The sequence below is a fragment of the Kitasatospora sp. NPDC005751 genome (genome assembly GCF_040630835.1).
Taxonomy (GTDB): Bacteria; Actinomycetota; Actinomycetes; order Streptomycetales; family Streptomycetaceae; genus Kitasatospora.
Genome location: NZ_JBEXYC010000001.1, coordinates 585,775 through 604,914, shown reverse-complemented (window position 1 = coordinate 604,914; position 19,140 = coordinate 585,775). Strand labels below are relative to the sequence as shown.

The 19,140-nt window shown below is 74.1% G+C and carries 16 protein-coding genes; 12 read left to right on the top strand and 4 right to left on the bottom strand.

The features are described 5' to 3' along the window. Positions 1 to 18 precede the first annotated feature (18 nt). Positions 19 to 1,392, bottom strand: a complete 1,374-nt coding sequence (locus tag ABZ497_RS02720; RefSeq protein WP_359803006.1) for an MFS transporter — start codon at positions 1,390 to 1,392, stop codon at positions 19 to 21. A gap of 242 nt (positions 1,393 to 1,634) precedes the next feature. Between ABZ497_RS02720 and ABZ497_RS02715 the strand changes: the two genes are divergently transcribed. Continuing rightward, positions 1,635 to 2,552, top strand: a complete 918-nt coding sequence (locus ABZ497_RS02715) for a helix-turn-helix transcriptional regulator (RefSeq protein WP_359802957.1) — start codon at positions 1,635 to 1,637, stop codon at positions 2,550 to 2,552. Between the two features lie 527 nt (positions 2,553 to 3,079). On the opposite strand, the gene ABZ497_RS02710 is transcribed toward ABZ497_RS02715, so the two are convergent. Continuing rightward, entirely contained in the window at positions 3,080 to 3,616 is a 537-nt protein-coding gene (locus tag ABZ497_RS02710) for a hypothetical protein (protein ID WP_359802956.1), read from the bottom strand. A gap of 134 nt (positions 3,617 to 3,750) precedes the next feature. Between ABZ497_RS02710 and ABZ497_RS02705 the strand changes: the two genes are divergently transcribed. The 8 genes from ABZ497_RS02705 to ABZ497_RS02670 all read left to right on the top strand — a co-directional run bounded on the left by ABZ497_RS02705 (position 3,751) and on the right by ABZ497_RS02670 (position 12,915). Further along, positions 3,751 to 4,977 carry a histidine kinase gene (locus ABZ497_RS02705; RefSeq protein WP_359802954.1) on the top strand — a complete coding sequence of 409 codons (1,227 nt, stop codon included), beginning with the start codon at positions 3,751 to 3,753 and terminating at the stop codon, positions 4,975 to 4,977. Then, positions 4,965 to 5,609: a response regulator transcription factor gene (locus ABZ497_RS02700; RefSeq protein ID WP_352289806.1), complete on the top strand. Its 645-nt coding sequence runs from the start codon at positions 4,965 to 4,967 to the stop codon at positions 5,607 to 5,609. Before ABZ497_RS02705 ends, ABZ497_RS02700 begins: the two co-directional genes overlap by 13 nt. A gap of 2 nt (positions 5,610 to 5,611) precedes the next feature. Then, positions 5,612 to 6,394 carry a DUF4097 family beta strand repeat-containing protein gene (locus ABZ497_RS02695; protein ID WP_359802952.1) on the top strand — a complete coding sequence of 261 codons (783 nt, stop codon included), beginning with the start codon at positions 5,612 to 5,614 and terminating at the stop codon, positions 6,392 to 6,394. A gap of 295 nt (positions 6,395 to 6,689) precedes the next feature. Further along, positions 6,690 to 7,796: a tRNA dihydrouridine synthase DusB gene (dusB, locus tag ABZ497_RS02690; RefSeq protein WP_329492091.1), complete on the top strand. Its 1,107-nt coding sequence runs from the start codon at positions 6,690 to 6,692 to the stop codon at positions 7,794 to 7,796. A gap of 563 nt (positions 7,797 to 8,359) precedes the next feature. Next, entirely contained in the window at positions 8,360 to 11,068 is a 2,709-nt protein-coding gene (gene ppdK / locus ABZ497_RS02685) for a pyruvate, phosphate dikinase (protein ID WP_359802950.1), read from the top strand. 397 nt (positions 11,069 to 11,465) lie between these two features. Next, positions 11,466 to 12,005 carry a ribonuclease domain-containing protein gene (locus ABZ497_RS02680; protein ID WP_359802949.1) on the top strand — a complete coding sequence of 180 codons (540 nt, stop codon included), beginning with the start codon at positions 11,466 to 11,468 and terminating at the stop codon, positions 12,003 to 12,005. Between the two features lie 107 nt (positions 12,006 to 12,112). Continuing rightward, entirely contained in the window at positions 12,113 to 12,598 is a 486-nt protein-coding gene (locus tag ABZ497_RS02675; protein WP_359802947.1) for a hypothetical protein, read from the top strand. After that, positions 12,598 to 12,915: a transcriptional regulator gene (locus ABZ497_RS02670; protein WP_359802945.1), complete on the top strand. Its 318-nt coding sequence runs from the start codon at positions 12,598 to 12,600 to the stop codon at positions 12,913 to 12,915. The genes ABZ497_RS02675 and ABZ497_RS02670 overlap by 1 nt, the downstream gene beginning before the upstream one ends. An 88-nt stretch (positions 12,916 to 13,003) precedes the next feature. Here ABZ497_RS02670 and ABZ497_RS02665 read toward each other — a convergent pair whose 3' ends face one another. Next, positions 13,004 to 13,999 carry a hypothetical protein gene (locus tag ABZ497_RS02665; RefSeq protein WP_359802944.1) on the bottom strand — a complete coding sequence of 332 codons (996 nt, stop codon included), beginning with the start codon at positions 13,997 to 13,999 and terminating at the stop codon, positions 13,004 to 13,006. A gap of 183 nt (positions 14,000 to 14,182) precedes the next feature. Then, positions 14,183 to 14,911 (bottom strand): GNAT family protein, encoded by a 729-nt coding sequence (locus ABZ497_RS02660; RefSeq protein ID WP_329487531.1) that lies wholly within the window; start codon positions 14,909 to 14,911, stop codon positions 14,183 to 14,185. A 690-nt stretch (positions 14,912 to 15,601) separates the two neighbouring features. On the opposite strand from ABZ497_RS02660, the gene ABZ497_RS02655 reads away from it, so the two are divergent. The 3 genes from ABZ497_RS02655 (at position 15,602) to ABZ497_RS02645 (ending at position 19,119) form a co-directional block, all read left to right on the top strand. After that, on the top strand, positions 15,602 to 16,546 hold the full coding sequence (locus ABZ497_RS02655; protein ID WP_352289789.1) for a PAC2 family protein: 945 nt from the start codon (positions 15,602 to 15,604) through the stop codon (positions 16,544 to 16,546). 144 nt (positions 16,547 to 16,690) lie between these two features. Next, on the top strand, positions 16,691 to 17,671 hold the full coding sequence (locus ABZ497_RS02650) for an SGNH/GDSL hydrolase family protein (RefSeq protein WP_359802943.1): 981 nt from the start codon (positions 16,691 to 16,693) through the stop codon (positions 17,669 to 17,671). A gap of 137 nt (positions 17,672 to 17,808) precedes the next feature. Further along, a complete protein-coding gene (locus ABZ497_RS02645; RefSeq protein WP_329487526.1) occupies positions 17,809 to 19,119 on the top strand; it encodes a deoxyguanosinetriphosphate triphosphohydrolase in 1,311 nt (436 codons plus the stop codon). Positions 19,120 to 19,140 lie beyond the last annotated feature (21 nt).

Sequence of the window (19,140 nt, the reverse complement as noted above, 5' to 3'; positions counted from 1 at the left end):
TGACCCGGCCGTCCGGGGTCACCCGATGGAGCGGGGGAGCCGGGTGGTCAGGTACAGGATGCTGAAGGAGCCGAGCAGTTGGACGGCGAGGCAGAGGGCCAGCGCGCGGTCCATGCCCACGGTCGGGGCGAGGGCCAGGTAGAGGCTGCCGAGGGTGGCCACGCCGAGGGCCAGGCTGGACTGCTGGCTGGTGGCGAGGACGCCGCTGCCGACGCCCGCGCGGTCGGCGGGCACCTTGGAGAGGACCACCCGGAACAGCGGGGTGCCGATCAGGCCCTGCCCGATGCCCGCGAGCGCGACCCCGGGGGCCATCCGCAGCGGGGAGAAGTGCGACCAGTCGGCGAGCACCGTCAGGATCAGGGCGGCCAGGCCGAGCGCCTGGACGACGGCGCCGGCGGTCAGTACCCGGCTGCCGAAGCGGCCGATCAGCCGGGGGCCGGCGAGCGAGGCCCCGAAGTAGCCGACGGCCATCGGGACGAGCGCCCAGCCGGCCGCCACCGGGCCGAGCCGCAGGCCCTGCTGGAGGGCGATCGCGATCACGAACATGAAGCCGCCGAAGCCGCCGAAGTAGGGGAGGGCGATGCCGAGCCCGCGCCGCATCTCGGGGATCCGCAGCAGGCTGGGCGGCACCAGCGGGGTGGCGCCCCGGCGTTCGGCGCGGGTCTCGACCAGGGCGAAGGCGACCGCGAACACCGGGGAGAGCGCGAGCAGCACCCAGGACCAGAGCGGCCAGCCGGCGGCGCGGCCCTCCATCAGCGGGACGAGCAGGGCGAGCATGGTCGCGGTGAGCAGCAGGGTGCCCAGGACGTCCACCCGGGCGGCCTGCGGGGAGCGGCTCTCCGGCACGTACCGGAGGGCGAGGACGAGGGCGAGCAGGGCGAACGGGACGTTCAGCAGGAAGACCGAGCGCCAGCCGGTGCCGAGGACGTCGGCGGCGACCAGCATCCCGCCGAGCACCTGGCCGACCACCACCGAGATCCCGGCGACCGCGCCGTAGACACTGAGCGCGTGGGCGCGGCGGGCGCCGTGGGTGGCGGCGGTGATGGTGCCGAGGACCTGGGGGACGATCAGGGCAGCCGAGGCGCCCTGGGCGGCGCGGGCGGCGACCAGCGACCAGGCCCCGGGAGCGAGCCCGCAGGCGAGCGAGGTGAGGGCGAACGCGGCGGCGCCGACCACGAAGAGCCGTCGGCGGCCGAAGATGTCGCCGAGCCGGCCGCCGAGGACGAGCAGGACGGCGAACGCGATGCCGTACCCGGCGGCGACCAGCTCCAGCACGGCGGGGCCGGCGGCGAGGTCGCGGTCGATGGTGGGCAGGGCGACGTTGACGATGAAGAAGTCGAGCATCGGCAGGAACGCCCCGAGCAGTACGGTGACCAGCCCGGCGGTGCCGATCGAAGCGGTGCTCGGCGAGGGGGTGCCGGAGGCGGCAGAGGCGGTGGTGCTACCGGTGGTGGTACCGGCCGTGGTGGAGCCGGTGGGGCGGGCTGACGCGGCAGTGGTGGTGGTCGTGGCGACGGCGAGTTGTTGGGTCACGGGTCATACGATCTTCCGTCCGACAACCTGGTACCAGAGTGTGCTTATCCAGGTATCAGAAGTACCTGGCACCCGGCTCCCGCATGGCGCATGCTGAGTCCATGAGCCTGACCACCGCGTCCGTCCGAAGCACCACCGCGTCCGCCGGGGCGACCGCGACCGCGAGCCCCGCAGCCGCTCCGTCGACCCCGCTCGCCGCCGAGGCCCGACGGCACGAGCTGGCGGCGTTCCTGCGCAGCCGCCGCGAGCGGATCGCACCGGAGCAGGTGGGCCTGCCGACGACCGGCCGCCGCCGGACGCCGGGGCTGCGCCGCGAGGAGCTCGCGCAGCTCGCCGCCGTGGGGGTCACCTGGTACACGTGGCTGGAGCAGGGCCGGGACATCCAGGTCTCCACCCAGGTACTGGACGCCGTCGCCCGTGCCCTGCGGCTCGATCCGGCCGAGCGGTCGCACCTGTTCGCCCTGGCGGCCGCCGAGGACCCCGCTCCGGTGCTGGAGTGCCCGACGGTGACCCCGGCGGTGCGGCTGGTGCTGGAGCAGATGGCGCCGATGCCGGCGGCGGTGATCAACGCCCGGTACGACATCCTGGCGCACAACCCCTCCTACACCCACCTGGTCGGGAACGTCGACGAGTTGCCGTTCGAGGAGCGGAACCTGGTCTGGATGGCGTTCACACCGTCGCGCTTCCGGGACGTGCTGGTGAACCACGAGCAGGAGCGCGAGGGAATGGTGGCCCGGTTCCGGTCGGGCATGGCGGACCACACCGCCGAACCGGCCTGGAAGGCACTGCTCGCCCGGCTGCGCAAGGCCTCGCCGGACTTCGAGGCGGCCTGGCAGCGGCACGACGTCCAGCGGCCCGGCAACGGACTCAAGCAGTTCCTCATCCCGGGGGTCGGGCTGCTGCACTGCGACTACACGAGCTTCTGGCTCGGGCCCCGCCCCAGCACCCGCCTGATCGCCTACACCCCCAGGGACGAGGAGACCCGGGCACGGATGGCCCTCATGGCGGACGGCCTCTGACCCGGACGGCCGTCGGACCACCCGCCGTACCGCCCGTCGGGCCCGGCCGCCGCCGAGCCGGCCCGTCGCGCCCGGTACCGGCCCCGACACCGGCTCGGCAGCTGCCGCGCTCCGACCGAGTGCCAGGCAGAGGACGGCCAGCGGCAGCTCGACACCGCAGGCCATCACCAGGGCGGCGAGCAGCGGCAGCCCGCGTCCGGCGGTGCCGACGTCGGCCAGGGCGTCGCCCGCGAGCAGCAGCGCCACCACGCGGGCGGGCCCGAGCGCGGCCGGACTGCGGCGGCGCAGCAGCGCGTCCAGCCAGAGAAGGGCGCTCAGCTCGCCCAGGTCGAGGACGACCCAGACGGTCTCGTGGCAGAGCACCAGCACGGCCAGCCAGGGCAGCAGGGCCAGCGCCGCCAGGGCGGGCACCTGCGGAGCCCAGCCGGGCAGCGCCGGGGCGGTCGGCCGGCTCAGCCGGGTCGGCCGGATGCGCAGAGCCGGCCAGGTGAACGACGTCGGCCGGGCTCCCGGCAGGACGGCGGCGCTCACCGTGCGCTCCGGCCGGGCGTGCGGACCCGCTCCAGCGACCGCCGCACCCGGCCGGTGGGGTGCTCCACCAGGACGCCGCCGAACGGGCCCCGCGCCCAGGCGAGCCAGAACTCCCCGGCCACCGTGACCACCTCGGTTGCCTCGACCACCCCGGCCCGCCGCACCGCCCGGCGCAGCCGCCCGGCGGTGAAGCCCACGGCGGGCACCGGGCCGCCCTGCGGCAGCCGGCCCCAGACCAGCCCGTACGACTCCCGCGCGCCGATGGCCGGGTACCGCCGGGCGCCGCGCAGCAGCTCCGGGGCGAGCCGGGCCGCGACCACGACGTCGACCAACTCGCCGTGCTCGTACACCTCCAGCGCGGCCCGCCCCCGGGACGCCGGGACGCCCCGCACCGACCAGGGCCCGAGCAGCCCGAGCGGGCCCGCCGACCCGAGCGGGCCGACCGGCCGCGCCCACGCGGCGCCGGCGTCGCCGAGACCGGCGGCGGGCCGCGGGTGCGGCGCGGTGGTGGGGTGCGAAGGAGTGCTCGTCATGCCGTCAAGACTTCCGTGGACGGCGCTCGCTGTCGGTAGTGCACCACACCGAATCAGGGGTGTACCCAGCTACACCCCAGGTCTCCACTCCCCTTCATGGCGGCCGTCGATCTTCGCGCCCTACGCTGTCCGTCATGCCCTCCACCCCGCTGCGCCGTGCGCTCGCCAGGAGCGCCGGGCGGCCGCTGTGGGCGGCCGTCTGGCGCGACACCCGGTTCATAGCCGCCGGCGTCCCACTGGCCGCGCCGATCTGGCTGGCCGTCCTCTACCTCAAGGTGTTCCTGCTGGTCCTCGGCCTGAGCCTGGCCGGCATGCGCCTGCTGACGACGGCCCAGCGCGGCCGGTTGCGCGCCCTGCGCGGGGTCGAGGTGCCGCCGCTGCTCCGTCCGGTCCGGACCTCGGCCGGTCCGCTGACCGGGCTGCGCACGGGGGTGAGCTGGCGTCAGGTCGGCTACCACCTGCTCGCGGGCCCGCTGCTCGCGCTCGGCGCCGTCGGGCTGCTCTACGCCTGGGGCGCGGGCCTGGTGATGGCCACCGTCTACGGCTGGACGTGGCTGATGCCGTCGTCGAGCCCGGTCCGCGGGCAGCTGGTCACGCTGGACGTCGCGATCACCGTGGGCGGCGTGCTGCTGCTCCTCGTCCTGCCGTGGGCGACGGTCCTGCTGGCCCGGCTGGAGGAGTGGACGGCCCTGCGGCTGCTCGGCCCCGGCCGGGCGGAGGCCCTGGAGCGCCGGGTCGAGGAGATCGCCGAGAGCCGGGCCGGCCTGGTCGACGCCGTCGACGCCGAGCGCCGCCGGATCGAGCGCGACCTGCACGACGGCGCCCAGCAGCGGCTCACCTCGCTGGCGATGAACCTGGGCCTGGCCCGGCGCACCCTCAAACACGCCCCGCCCGACGTCATGCAGGTGATAGTGGACGCGCACGAGGAGGCCCAGGCCGCCATCGACGAACTGCGGGACCTCGTGCGCGGACTGCACCCCGCCGTTCTGGAGGACCGCGGCCTGGACGCGGCGCTGTCCGGCATCGCCGCCCGCTCGCCGCTGCCGGTGCGCGTCGACGTCGCCCTGACCGAGCCGGTCGCCCCGACCGTCGAGGCGGTCGCCTACTTCACCGTCTCCGAGGCGCTGACCAACGTCGCCAAGCACGCCCGTGCCTCCCGGGTCGACCTCTCGGTGCGCACGGCGGGCGGCCGGCTGCGCCTGGTCGTCAGCGACGACGGTGTCGGCGGCGCGGACGCCGCGCGCGGTACCGGCCTGACCGGGCTGCGCAAGCGCGCCGCCTCGGTCGACGGCACGCTGTCCGTTCTGAGCCCCCTCGGGGGCCCCACCACCATCACCGTGGAGTTGCCGTGCGTGCTGTGATCGCCGAGGACTCGGTCCTGCTGAGGGTCGGTCTGGTCAAGGTCCTGGAGGCCGTGGGCTTCGAGGTGGCGGCCGCGGTCGGGGACGCCGAGGCGCTGCTCGCCGCGGTCGAGGAGCACCGTCCGGCGGTGGTGGTGGCGGACGTCCGGATGCCGCCCGACTACACCGACGAGGGCGTCCGGGCCGCACTGATGATCCGCCGGCAGTGGCCGGAGGTCGCGGTGCTGCTGCTCTCGCAGTACGTCGAGGAGCGGTACGCGGCCGATCTGCTGGCCACGAACACCAGTGGGGTGGGCTACCTGCTCAAGCAGCGGGTGGCCAATGTGGACGACTTCGTGGACGCCCTCCAGCGGGTGGCCGAGGGCGGCACCGCGCTGGACCCGGAGGTGGTCGCCCAGCTGCTGGTCCGCCGCCACCGCGATCCGCTGGAGAAGCTGACCCCGCGCGAGCGGGACGTGCTCGGCCTGATGGCGGAGGGCCGCTCCAACGCGGCGATCGCCGCCGCCCTGGTGGTCAGCGACAGCGCCGTGGCGAAGCACATCAACTCGATCTTCACCAAGCTCGAACTGCCGCCGGCCGACAACAGCCACCGCCGGGTGCTCGCGGTGCTGCGGTTCCTGGAGGTCGGGTAGCCGTGGGCGCACGTCGGGCCTGGCAGATCACCGGGACGCTCACGCTGGCCTTCGCCATGCTGTTCGGCGCCGTCCAGACCTGGGCGGTGGTGGTGCAGCAGAAGGCGGTGTCCGAGCACTCCTACCAGGTCGCGGTGACCAGGGTGGAGCTGGACACCGGGACGGCGGAGGTCCGGATCAAGCCGGGCGTCCCCGGACGGGTGACGATGAGGCAGTACCTGGACTGGACGGTCCGCAAGCCCACGGTCTCGGCGATCTTCCAGGGGGACGTCCTCACCGTCCGGATGCGCTGCAACCAGCTGCTGCCGGCGGTGGACGTCGGCTGCGGCGCCTCGATCGATCTGGAGGTACCGGCCGCGGCCTCGGTGTCCGGCGGGGGGACGTCCGGTGCCCTGGAGGTCCGGGACCTCACCGGGGACGTCCGGCTCACCGCGACCTCGGGCGCGATCCGGCTGACCGGGCTCTCCGGACAGCTGTACGCACGCACCACCTCCGGGGAGCTGAAGGCCGCCGGCCTCGGGTCGCCGCGGGTGGAGGTGAGGGCCTTCTCCGGGGAGATCGACCTGGGCTTCGTGCGGCCGCCGCAGCTGGTGGACGCCGGTGCCACCTCCGGGTCGGTGGCGATCGGACTCCCGAAGGGCTCCCGGTACGCCTTCGACTTCAGCGGCGCCGCCGGTCCGGGCGACCGCCACATCGACCCCGAGCTGGCCGACTCCACCAGCTCCGACACCGTCCGGGTGGTGACTACGTCGGGTTCGGTGCGCATCGTCACCGCGGCGGGCTGACGGACAAGGGCCGACGGACGCGGGCCGACGGACGAAGGCCAACGGCCAACGGCCCACCGCCCGGCCCCCGGAAGGGCCCGGTGAGCAGCGCCGACCGGCCCCGGCGCGCGGTGGGGGACAATGAAGAGTCCCGAGCCCCCGTCCACGAGGTCAGCCGCGCATGACAGCCCCGCTCGACACCACCGCGTCCGCCACGGCATCCGCGCCCGCGCCCGCCACGGCACCCGCCGCCGCGAACGCGGCCGCCGCCGCGCCCGCGACCAGCTCCGAGTTCGCGCCGCTGACGATCGGCCCGATGCGGGTGTGGCCGCCGGTCGTCCTGGCACCCATGGCCGGCATCACCAACGCACCCTTCCGCACCCTCTGCCGCGAGCAGAGCGGCGGCAAGGGCCTGTACGTGAGCGAGATGATCACCACCCGGGCCCTGGTCGAGCGCAACGCCAAGACCATGCAGCTGATCAAGTTCGACGCGAGCGAGAAGCCGCGCTCGATCCAGCTGTACGGAGTGGACCCGGTGACCGTCGGCAAGGCCGCCCGGATGATCGCCGACGAGGGCCTGGCCGACCACATCGACCTCAACTTCGGCTGCCCCGTCCCCAAGGTGACCCGCAAGGGCGGCGGCTCGGCGCTGCCGTACAAGCGCAACCTGCTCCGCGAGCTGTTGCGCGAGGCCGTGGCGAACGCGGGGGACCTTCCGGTCACCATGAAGATGCGCAAGGGCATCGACGACGACCACCTCACCTACCTGGACGCGGGCCGGATCGGCGCCGAGGAGGGCGTGGCCGCCATCGCCCTGCACGGGCGCACCGCCGCCCAGCACTACGGGGGCACGGCGGACTGGTCGGCGATCGCCCGGCTGCGCGAGTCCGTCCCGGCGCACATCCCGGTGCTCGGCAACGGCGACATCTGGTCGGCGGACGACGCGGTGCGGATGATGCGCGAGACCGGCTGCGACGGGGTGGTGGTCGGGCGCGGCTGCCTCGGCCGGCCGTGGCTGTTCAAGGACCTGGTCTCGATCTTCGAGGGCGAGGTCGACTACGCCCGCCCGAGCTTCGCTGACGTGGCGCGGGCGATGGTGCGCCACGCGCAGCTGCTCGGGGAGTGGCTGGGCGACGAGACCCGCGGCGTGATCGACTTCCGCAAGCACGTCGCCTGGTACACCAAGGGCTTCTCGGTCGGCTCCGAGCTGCGGGTGAAGCTGGCGAACTCCTCCTCCTTGGCCGAATTGGCCGAAACCCTGTCCATGGTGGAGCAGTCGCAGCTCTGGCCGGCCGGCGCGGACGGGCCGCGCGGGCGTACGAGCGGCAACAACCGGGTGGTTCTGCCGGAAGGCTGGTTGGACGATCCGTATGACTGCGCTCTTCCCAGCGCAGACGCCGAATCGGACACCTCTGGCGGTTGATCTGGCCGCTTCGGCAAAAATGGCGCTCGGCGACCCCTCGCCACCGCGTCCCAGCCCTCTTGTCCCATCTGGACAAGAGGGCTCCTTTTTGGTGGACGAGCATCACGGAAAGAGCACGAATCCGGACGCAGTGCGACGATCGGCGGAGGAGACCTACGCCCGACGGGCGAGATGCGTCCGTGACGCTTGCCACATACGGTGGCGACTGACGGCCCTTCAGGTGGCGAAATGGACAGGTCGGCAGGGAATCGCTTCCCGAAGGGGGTGGCGCGGGATCGGGTGCTCGGGGTGCAGGAAATCAAGCCGGGGCAACAGGCTGGACCGTCGACCGCTACCCTGCGTCCCTCTCGTGTGATCTTCCTGTTTCCTTGAGTTCAAGACTTGAAGGAATGCTCGCGTCATCCGGACGATTTCACCAACAGAGGTGAACGCCTTTACGTGCATTCGATCTGTTGGGTTACCACTGGGTACCGGCCTCATACGGCCTATTGGCGGCGCAGAAGCGCCTTCGAAATGGGTATGTTCTCCGGCGTCAGGGCAACCGTGTGCGAGGAGACCGACCCGTGCCGTCCCAGCAGAAGTTTGTTTACTCCTTCACCGAAGGAAACAAGGACCTCAAGGATCTTCTCGGCGGCAAGGGCGCGAACCTGGCCGAGATGACCAACCTGGGCCTCCCCGTCCCTCCGGGGTTCACCATCACCACCGAGGCCTGCAAGGTCTTCCTGGAGACCGGCAGCGAGCCCGCCTCCCTCCACAAGGAGATCAGCGCCCACCTGGACGCCCTTGAGCAGGAGATGGGCAAGCAGCTCGGTCAGGCCGACGACCCGCTGCTGGTCTCGGTCCGGTCCGGGGCCAAGTTCTCCATGCCCGGCATGATGGACACCGTCCTGAACATCGGCCTCTCCGACACCTCGGTGGTCGGTCTGGTCGCGCAGTCCGGCAACGAGCGTTTCGCCTGGGACTCCTACCGCCGCCTGGTCCAGATGTTCGGCAAGACCGTGCTGGGCGTCGACGGCGAGCTGTTCGAGGAGGCCCTGGACGAGGCCAAGCACGCCAAGGGCACTGTCAACGACCTGGACCTGGACGCTTCCGACCTCCAGGAACTGGTCGAGGTGTTCAAGGGCATCGTCCAGCGCGAGACCGGCCGGGCCTTCCCGCAGGACCCGCGCGAGCAGATGGACCTCGCCATCCACGCCGTCTTCCACTCCTGGAACGGCGACCGCGCGCGGCTCTACCGCCGCCAGGAGCGCATCCCGAACGACCTGGGCACCGCCGTCAACGTCTGTTCCATGGTGTTCGGCAACCTCGGCGAGGACTCCGGCACCGGTGTCGCCTTCACCCGCGACCCCTCCACGGGCGCCGTCGGCGTCTACGGCGACTACCTCTCCAACGCCCAGGGCGAGGACGTCGTCGCCGGCATCCGCAACACCCTGCCGCTCGCCGATCTCGAACAGCTCGACAAGAAGTCGTACGACGAGCTGATGACGATCATGCAGAAGCTCGAGAACCACTACCGCGACCTCTGCGACATCGAGTTCACCATCGAGCGCGGCAAGCTCTGGATGCTCCAGACCCGGGTCGGCAAGCGCACCGCCGCCGCCGCCTTCCGGATCGCCGTCCAGCTGGTCGACCAGGGCCTGATCGACCTGGACGAGGCCCTGATGCGGGTCACCGGCGGTCAGCTCTCCCAGCTGATGTTCCCGCGCTTCGCGCCGAACGCCGAGTCCAAGCAGATCGCCTGGGGCCTGGCCGCCTCGCCCGGCGCCGCGATCGGCAAGGTGGTCTTCGACTCCTACACCGCCGTCAAGTGGTCCCGGTCCGGCGAGAAGGTCATCCTGGTCCGCCGCGAGACCAACCCGGACGACCTGGACGGCATGATCGCCGCCGAGGGCATCCTCACCTCGCGCGGCGGCAAGACCTCGCACGCCGCCGTCGTCGCCCGCGGCATGGGCAAGACCTGTGTCTGCGGTGCCGAGGAGCTGGAGGTCGACACCAAGCGCCGCCGGATGACCACCTCCGACGGCCTGGTGCTGGAAGAGGGCGACATCGTCTCCATCGACGGTGCGAGCGGCAAGGTCTACCTCGGCGAGGTACCCGTCCTGCCGTCCCCGGTGGTCGAGTACTTCGAGGGCACCCTGCACGCCGGCGCCGACGTCCAGGGCGGTCTCGTCCAGGCCGTGCACCGGCTGATGTCGCACGCCGACGGCCGCCGCCGGCTGGCCGTGCGGGCCAACGCCGACAACTCCGAGGACGGCGGCCGCGCCCGTCGCTACGGCGCCCAGGGCATCGGCCTCTGCCGCACCGAGCACATGTTCCTCGGCGAGGAGCGCCGCAAGGAGGTCGAGCACCTGATCCTGGCGGACAACGACAAGGACCGCGAGACCGCGCTCTCCACCCTGCTGCCGCTGCAGAAGGGCGACTTCCTGGAGCTCTTCCAGGCGATGGACGGGCTGCCCGTCACCGTTCGCCTGCTCGACCCGCCGCTGCACGAGTTCCTGCCGGACATCACCGAGCTCTCGGTGCGCGTCGCCCTCGCCGAGGCCCGCAAGGACCCGAACGAGAACGACCTGCGACTGCTCCAGGCGGTGCACAAGCTGCACGAGCAGAACCCGATGCTCGGCCTGCGCGGCGTCCGCCTCGGCCTGGTCATCCCCGGCCTGTTCGGCATGCAGGTGCGGGCCATCGCCGAGGCCGCCGCCGAGCGCAAGCTGGCCGGCGGGGACCCCCGCCCCGAGGTGATGATCCCGCTGGTCGGCACCGTCCAGGAGCTGGAGCTGGTTCGCGACGAGTGCGATCGCGTGCTGGCCGAGGTCGCCCAGTCCACCGGCGTCCAGCTGGACATCAAGCTCGGCACCATGATCGAGCTGCCCCGGGCCGCCCTGACGGCCGGCCAGATCGCCGAGGCCGCCGAGTTCTTCTCCTTCGGCACCAACGACCTCACCCAGACGGTCTGGGGCTTCTCCCGGGACGACGTGGAGGCCTCGTTCTTCACGGCCTACCTGGAGAAGGGCATCTTCGGGGTCTCCCCGTTCGAGACCATCGACCGCGACGGTGTCGGCGCGCTGGTCAAGCACGCCGTCGAGGCCGGCCGGGCCACCCGCCCCGACCTCAAGCTGGGCGTCTGCGGCGAGCACGGCGGCGACCCGGAGTCGGTGCACTTCTTCCACGAGGTGGGGCTGGACTACGTCTCCTGCTCCCCCTTCCGGATCCCGGTGGCGCGCCTGGAGGCAGGCCGCGCCGCCATCGAGACGGCGGGCAGCGACTCGCGCTGACGCGGAGCCCCGGCCAGGCATCGGCCGGGGCGCCGCCGACGCGGTCGCTGACCGCACCCCCTCCCACCGGGGAGGGCGTACACCGGAGCTCGGCGCAGGAGAACCGGCGTACGTAACGCGAGCGGGGCGGGAACGGACAATGGCGTCCGTTCCCGCCCCGCTCGTCTGTCTGTGCGGAAGACCCGCGGGGAACGGCGGGCAACGGCGGGCAACCGCGGGGACTCTGCCCGAAGGTCTGCCCGCCCGGCCGCCCGGGTCTGCCCGTCCGGTCCGCCATGCCGTTCCTCTGCCCACCCGCGCCGCCCGCCCGTCGCACCCGACGAGCGGCCGCGGGTGTGGCCGCGGCCACGCGTGTGGCTGGCCGGCCACGGCCCGGCCGGCTGCCAAGCTGGAGCGCATGACCAGCAAGAACCGCCTGTTCGTCCTGGTGGCCGTCCTCCTCTGCGCGCTCGCCGCGCTCGCCGGGTGCCAGCTCTCGAACGACGGGGCGGACAGCCCGAAAGCCACCGTCGCCGCCTCCACCGGAGCAAGCGCCACCGGAGCAAGCGCCACCGGAGCGAGCGCCACCGGCCCGAAGCCCTCCGCTCCGAAGTCCTCCCCGCCCGCCGGCACCACCCCGGCCCCGGCCGGCGGCTGGGTGCCCACCGACCCCGCGCTGGCCGACGTCTGCCGCACCAAGCTGCCCGCCCAGGCCGTCGACACCCTCGGCCTGATCGCCAAGGGCGGCCCCTACCCGTACCGCTCGGACGGCATCGTCTTCGAGAACCGGGAGAACCGCCTCCCGCGCAAGGCCTCCGGCTACTACCACGAGTACACCGTCGTGACCCCGGGCTCCGGCGACCGCGGCGCCCGACGCGTCGTCACCGGCGGTACCGGGGAGCAGTACTGGACGGCCGACCACTACGGCTCCTTCCTGGAGATCGACGCCCGCTGCTGAGTCATCGGCTCTGGAAAGTACTTTCCGCATTGGAAAGTAGATGCCATAGTGGAAGTACCAGTAACGCCGGGGCGCCCACGGGGGCCCCGGGCACTCCAGGGGGATCCATGAACGCCGCCGAACCCGCCGACCCGTCCGCCGCCGACCTGCCCGCCGCCGAGGCGTTGCGCCTGGCCGACCGGGCCAGGGCCGCCGCCCAGGCACCGGGCCGCCTTCCCGGCTGGTACGGACCGGCCTTCGCGGTGGCGTTCACCGTCTACGGCACCGGCGTCGGACAGGCGATCGGAGCCGGGATGGGCTGGCTGGGCGGGCTGTTCGGGGCGCTCTTCGCCGCCCTGACGGGTGCGCTGGCCCGGGTCGCCGTGAACCAGGGCGGCATCGTGCACCGCATGGCGCCCGGCATCGGTCGGCCGGTGGTCCTGGCCGTCCTCGCGGTGATCCTGGTGGGCCTGGCCGCCCTGCTGCTCGCCTGGCTGGCGGGCGGCGGTGCGCGCTGGATGGGCGCGGCGGCGGGCTTGGCGGCGGGCGCGGCCTTCTGGGTGGCCACGGACCGGCTCACCGCGTCGATCCGCCGGATGCCGGCGGCCCGCTGATGCCGGCCGCGCTCGACCCACTGCTCCAGCACCCGACCCGGCTGATCGTGCTGGCCTTCCTGAGCGCCTGCACCGAGGCCGAGTTCGCCACCGTCCGGGACCACTGCGAGGTCTCCGACTCGACGCTCAGCAAGGCGGCGGCCGCCCTGGAGGAGGCCGGATACGTGGTGGTGAAGAAGGGGTACGTCGGCAAGCGTCCGCGGACCTGGCTCGGCGCCACCAAGGCCGGCCGCAAGGCGCTGGCCGCCCACCTCGCCGAACTCCAGCGGCTGGTGGCCGCGGCCGAGTCCGCCGGCGCCGCCCACGACCCGGCCTGAGCCCACGCGCCGACCGGACCGCGCCCGCCCACCGGTACGCCCGCAAGTCGCTACGCCCGCACACCGCCGCCCCCGCAGGCCCGCCGCCCTACCGGGCCCGCCGCCAGCCGATCCGCGCGTGCGGCCCGTGCGGGCCGGTGGCGAGCAGGGTCCGCAGCTCCCGCAGCACGGGCTCCGGCTCCCGCCGCAGCTGCACCGGCGTGGCGCGGACGACCGGGAGTCCGGCGGCGGTGAGGCGGTTGGCCCGCGCCAGCCCGCGCTCGTGGTCGGCCGGGCGCAGGTGCCAGGCCCGGGAGTCGATCTCCAGTGCCACGCAGGCCTGCGGCCAGTAGGCGTCGGGGACGGCGAGGAAGCGCCCGTCCAGGAACAGCACCGGGTTCCAGAGCGGCTCCGGCAGGCCGGCCCCGCGGACCAGCTCACGGGCCTCGCCCTCGACGACCGAGCGCACTCCGGCGGTGAGGTCCTCCACCGCCTGGGCGACCTGCGGCAGTGCGAGTGCCCCCGGCCGGGTGAGCAACTGGTCCAGCAGCTCGCCGAGATCGCAGTGCCGCCGCTGGACCGCCTCCGCGCAGAGCGCCCGGAACCGGCGCCGACCGCCCTCCCGCGGTACGAGGTCGGCCAGGGCCCGGGCGACCGTCGTGCTCCAGAGCCCGTCGTCCCGCTCGAACCCGCCCGGCAGCGGCCCGGCGGCCCGGTGGATCCGGACGAAGCCCCGGTCCGAGACCCGGCGCGGGCCCGCGATCAGCACGTCGACGTCCCCGAGGTCCGCCGGGTGCCCGGCGGACGGCAGCCCGGCCGAGGTCAGGACCGCCTCCCCGGTCAGCAGCACCTCGCCGGGCCGCGCCGACCGCCCCTTCGGCGCCGCGTACGCGAGCGCCGCGCGCAACCGCTGATGCGGGGTCAGCCGCCCGCTCTGCAGGCAGATCACCCGGGGCAGCACCTGCTGCCAGGGCCCGCCGGGCCGCAGCCGGTGCGCGATGGTGCCGGACGGCACCCCGAGCCGGCGCAGCTGTGCCCGGGTGACGATGTGCTGCTGGTCGGCGCCGAGCAGCAGCAGGGGGTCGAGGAGGTCCGTGCGGGTCATGCCGGGGTGCTTCCCGCCCGGGTCGGGGGTATGCGAAACATCGCCCGTCGGGGGAGCGGGCCGCCAATCGGGTTGACGCGGCGCCGGCCGGCCGGGTGGGCTTGGCCGCGATGACTTCCCTCCACGCCGGCCCCGGGCTGCTGGCCCGGCTGCTGGGGCACGCCGCGACCGGCGGGCCGCCGGTCAGGCGGTGATCAGCTGCCCAGCACCGCCGCCGTGTCTAAGGCACTCCTGGTTGATCGCGCGTTCCGGGGCGCTCGGCGAGGTGGCGGCGGCGATCCGCAGCTCGATGATGTCCCGCACGGCGGGCCACTCGGAGTCGAGGATCGAGTAGAACGCGGTGGAGCGCACCACCCCGTCCAGCCCGCGCGAGTGGGCCCGGCGGACGCCCTCGGACGTCGCGCCGAGGCGCTCGATCGCGGCCCGGGAGCGCAGGTTGCGGGCGTCCGCGCGCATCGAGATCCGCTGCACCCGCCACTCCTCGAAGGCGTACCGCAGCATCAGCAGCTTCGCCTCGGCGTTGACGCCGGTGCCCTGGGCACGCGGGGAGAGCCAGGTGTTGCCGATCTCGGCGGCGTCCGGGACGGCCGTGGCCGGATCGCCGAACGGCACGCCGGGCACCGGCGGCCAGACGACCGGGCCCTGCCAGTAGTCGAGTTCGAGGAACCGGGTGGAGCCGACCACCCGGCCGTCCGCGAGGTTCACCGTCGCGAACGGCAGCGCCCGGCCCGCGGCCCGGTCGGCGAGAGCGCGCGCGATGTAGTCGCGGGCCGCCTCCAGGCCGTGCGGGACGGGGGTGAAGGCGTAGGTCGTACGGTCCTCGGCGCCGGCCTCGGCGATGGCCTCGGCATGGTGCGCGGCAAGGGGCTCCAGCCGCACGGTGCGGCCGGTGAGGATGACAGGTACGGGCACGGAACCATCGGTCCTTCATCGGTCGGAGGGCGCGTCCCGCGCCTGGGTGCGGCTCGGGCTGCGTGGACGTTCGCCCCGGCCCCGGAATCCGCCCGCCCGGGACCGCGCACGCCGGAGGACCGGTCGGACGGGGTGGGGGCGGCGGCCCGGAGGCGGGCAGCGCGGTGCCGGAACGGACACGGGTCGACGGACCGGTCCGGCGGGATGAGCGAGGGGACAGTGTGCGTCCGCGAGATGGCCGAAGAGGAAACGTGAGCGCGAAGGGGAGCAGGCGGCCAGATGAAGGCAAGATGCGTCGTGGGTGACTGGCCGAGCACCGGGCCGGGACGTGATCGACGGCGTTACGGACGACGTGACGACGACGCGGCGATGCGAGGCAGCGAGAGGACGATACCCGCCAGAAGGCGGTGCGTCACCTCGCAGCACACGAATGGGCGCGCGGGCCTTCCGGACGCCCGCCCAGGAGGGGCTTCGGGCACCCGTGACCAGCGGGTTTGCCGCCGGGTGCGATCATGGTCCGGAGGGCATCGCGGCGCGCCGCCGGGGCACCCCGGCGGGTCGCCGGGCGTTCCCCGGGGAAGCGGCCGCGCGACGGCCGCGGCCGGCGGGAATTCCGGCGGCGTCCGGCACGCTGGAGACGACGACAAGCCGGTACCGGTCGACGAGTAGAGAACGGGGTGTGGGTGCGCGGTGCGTGATCCCCAGGAGCTGTACGAGCTGGATCAGCAGGGCGTGGCCGCCGTGGCCGCGGCGAAGGCCGCGCTGGCCGACACCGGCGCGGGCCTGGTGCTGCTCCACCACTTCGAGGGCTTCATGGACGCCGGCGAGGCCGGCGGCCAGGTGGTCGCCCACCTGCTGGAGGAGGGCGAGCCGCAGGTGGTGGCCCGCTTCGACCACGACCGCCTGGTGGACTACCGGGCCCGCCGCCCCGCGATGCTGTTCGACCGCGAGCACTGGGCCTCCTACGAGCCGCCGGAGATCCTCCTCCAGCTGGTCCACGACGCGGCCGGCTCGCCGTTCCTGCTGCTCACCGGGCCCGAGCCGGACGTCGAGTGGGAGCGCTTCGGCGCTGCCGTGCGCCGGCTCGTCGAGCGCTTCGAGGTCCGGCTGACGCTGGACTTCCACGGCATCCCGATGGGCGTGCCGCACACCCGCCCGGTCGGCCTGACCCCGCACGGCACCCGGCTGGACCTCGCCGCCGGCTACCCGCAGTGGTTCGAGCAGGCCCAGGTGCCGGGCAGCGCGCAGGCACTGCTGGAGTACCGGCTGGCCGAGGCCGGGCACGACGTGCTGGGCTTCGCCGTGCACGTGCCGCACTACGTGGCGCGCTCGGCCTACCCGGCGGCCGCGGTGCTGATCCTGGAGGCCGTGCAGTCCGCCACCGGCCTGGTGCTGCCGGGCACCCGGCTGCGCGAGCGGGTGGGCGAGGTGTACGCCGACATCGAGGAGCAGCTGGCCCACGGGGACGGCGAGTTGCGCTCCGCGATCCGCGGCATGGAGGGCCAGTACGACGCCGTCGCGGGGGCGGAGGGCCGGGAGAGCCTGCTGGCCGAGCCGGTCGACCTGCCGTCGGCGGACGAGCTGGGCCGGCGCTTCGAGCAGTTCCTGGCCGAGCACGAGCGCGGCCCCGAGTAGTCCGCGCGCCGGCGTCCGCCGGACTCTCCGCCCCGGGCGGGAGAGTTCGGGCGCCGTCGTTCGTTGGCGGTGAGGTGCCCGGGGGACGGGCCGCCGTGAAGAGATGCGTCGCCGGCTCCGGCCCCCCGGGGGGATTTCATGTCCGTGTCCACACGCCCGACCGCGGTTCTGGCCACCGGGCTGGCCGCGCTGCTGCTGGCAGCCTGCAGCAGCGGCGGTGCCGCGGGTACCGCCGCCCGGTCACCGGGCGGCCCCGAGCCGGTGCGGGCCACCCCCACCCCGACCCCGCTCCCCACCGGCCCCTACGTCGCCCTCGGGGACTCCTACACCTCCGGGCTGAAGATCGCCCCGCAGGTGGGCGAACCGAGGGGCTGCGCCCGCTCGGCCGTCAACTACCCGTCCCTGGTGGCGAAGGCCCTCGGCCTGGCGGACGACCGGTTCAAGGACGTCAGCTGCAGCGGTGCCCGCACCGGGGACCTCACCGGCCCCCAGGAGACCGACGGCGGCGGGGTCAACCCGCCGCAGCTGGACGCGCTCTCCCCGGCCACCCGCCTGGTCACGGTCGGGATCGGCGGCAACGACGCCGGGTTCATGGAGGTCGTCGGCGAGTGCGCCAAGGAGAACCTGGCGGACGTGGTGAAGAGCCTGATCGGCTCGGGGCGGGCGCCGGCGCCGTGCAAGGACCACTACGCCTCCGCCGGCGGCGCCGCCGACCAGGTGCAGCGCAAGGTGGACACCGCCGGCGAACGGCTGGGCCAGGTGCTGCAGGAGGTCAAGCGCCGCTCCCCGCAGGCCCGCGTCTACGTGGTCGGCTACCCGGTGCTGCTGCCGGCCGACCCGGCGAGCTGCGTACCGGTGCTCGGCCGGGCCCTGGCCGCGGCCGACCTCGGCTTCATCGCCGAGAAGGAGCAGCAGTTGAACGCGATGCTCAAGCGGCGCGCGGAGACGGCGGGCGCCGTCTTCGTGGACGCGGCCGCGCCCTCGGCCGGTCACGACATGTGCGCCGGCGAGGCGGCCCGCTGGGTGGAGCCGCCGTTCCCGGCCCCCGGGCTGGCGGCGATCCACCCCAACGCCAGGGGCCAGGAGGGCGTGGCGGCAGCCGTGTTGAAGGCCGTCCGGGGCTGAGCCCCCGCCGGCCGGGGCCGGTCCGGCACCCGGCCGGACCGGCCCCGGGCGGACGGCCAGGGTTCACGTCCCGGCCCGCACCCCTTCGCGCGCGGCACATCCCGGCTGTCGGAGCGGCGGCGTACGGTGATTGGCATATGGACGACACTGCACACCGCCTCCCCGACGCCCCGTTCCCGTACGACCACGCCGCCGAGGCCCGCTGGGTGCCCGAGCCGGACAAGCGCCCGGGCCGGACGGCCTTCCAGCGCGACCGCGCCCGCGTGCTGCACTCCGCGGCCCTGCGCCGACTCGCCGGCACCACCCAGGTCGTTGCCCCGATGCGCAGTGACTTCCCCCGGACCAGGCTCACCCACTCGCTCGAATGCGCCCAGGTCGGGCGGGAGTTGGGCGCCGCCCTCGGCTGCGACCCGGACCTCGTCGAGACGGCCTGCCTGGCCCACGACATCGGCCACCCGCCGTTCGGCCACACCGGCGAGGAGGCCCTCGACCAGGCCGCCGAGGCCTGCGGCGGCTTCGAGGGCAACGCGCAGTCGCTGCGCATCCTGACCCGCCTGGAGCCCAAGCGCTTCGCCCCGCAGGACGAGCAGCCCGCCCGGCTCGCCCCTTGGCCCGGCCGCAGCGTCGGCCTCAACCTGACCCGGGCCGCACTGGACGCCGCCACCAAGTACCCCTGGACGTACGGCGCGCACCCGGTCGACCCGGCCTCGTCCAAGTACGGCGTCTACGCCGACGACCTGCCGGTGTTCCGCTGGCTGCGGGCCGGCACCCCGCCCGGGCGCAAGTGCTTCGAGGCCACCGTGATGGACTGGTCCGACGATGTCGCGTACTCCACCCACGACGTGGAGGACGGCCTCCAGGCCGGCCACATCGAGCCGGCCGTGCTGCGCGCCCCGAGCGAGCGCGCCGAGCTGTTCAAGGTGGCCGAGCGCTACGCGCCGGACGCCGAGCCCGAGGAGCTGGCCGCCGCGCTGGACCGGCTGCTCGGCCAGGAGTGGTGGCCCAGCGCCTACGACGGCTCGGCCCGCGCCCGGGCCGGCCTGAAGGACCTCACCAGCCAGCTGATCGGCCGCTTCTGCCTGGCCGCCGAGCAGGCCACCCGGGCCCGCTACGGCCCCGGCCGGCTCAGCCGGTACGCGGCCGAGCTGGTGGTGCCGCGGGACGTCCGGCTGGAGTGCGCGGTGCTCAAGGCCGTCGCGGTGCGCTTCGTGATGCAGCGCGACGAGCAGGCCCAGCTCCGGGCCCGCCAGCGGATCGTGATCGCCGAGCTGGCCCACGTCCTCGCCGAGCGGGCGCCCGAGGGCCTGGACCCGGTCTTCGCCACCCTCTACCGCGAGGCGGAGGACGACCGCGGGGCCCTCCGTGCGGTGATCGACCAGATCGCCACCCTCACCGACGCCTCCGCCCTGGCGCTGCACGCCCGACTGGTGGGGCCGCCCCGGTCGTGAGGAGGCCGCCCCGGCGCGGTC